This window comes from Bradyrhizobium sp. 23 (assembly GCF_023073295.1).
Classification (GTDB): Bacteria; Pseudomonadota; Alphaproteobacteria; order Rhizobiales; family Xanthobacteraceae; genus Bradyrhizobium; species Bradyrhizobium canariense_D.
The window spans coordinates 1-619 of the sequence record NZ_JADPJF010000137.1 but is presented as its reverse complement, the minus strand read 5'-3'; the positions used below and the strand labels follow the sequence as shown (position 1 = coordinate 619).

The 619-nt window shown below is 67.2% G+C and carries 1 protein-coding gene; it reads left to right on the top strand.

The window, feature by feature from the left end; translation table 11 throughout:
* Positions 1–619, top strand: a 619-nt coding sequence (locus tag IVB32_RS32705) for a caspase family protein (protein WP_247412704.1), incomplete at both ends; no start/stop codon positions are given.

The window sequence follows — 619 nt, the reverse complement described above, 5'->3', positions numbered from 1 at the left end:
GCCGCCATCAGCGACGTGTTCAAGCGGATGGGGTTCGATATCGTGGAGCTTCGCCGCGATCTCGGCGTCATCGAGATGCGGCGGGCGGTGCGCGATTTTGCTGCGGTTGCCGCGGATTCCGACATGGCCGTGGTCTATTACGCCGGTCACGGCATCGAGGTGAACGGCGCGAACTTCCTGATTCCGGCAGATGCCAGGCTGCAGAGCGATTTCGACGTCGAGGACGAGGCGGTCCCGCTGGACCGGATTCTCCAGGCGATAAATCCGGCGAAGCGGCTGCGGCTCGTCATCCTCGATGCCTGCCGCGACAATCCATTTGCAGAGCGGATGACACGCAGTGTCGCCACGCGTTCGATGGGCCGCGGCCTCGCCAAGATCGAGCCCGCCACGGCGGATACGCTGATTGCGTTCGCCGCCAAGGCCGGCGCGGTCGCCGGCGACGGCGACGGTGCGCACAGCCCGTTTGCGACCGCGCTCCTCAATCATTTGGCGACACCGGGCCTCGACCTTCGCCTGACGCTTGGCCGGGTTCGCGACGAGGTGCTCAAGAGCACGGGGCGGCGGCAGGAGCCCTTCGTCTACGGATCGCTCGGCGGCGACACCGTGGCGCTGGTGCCGC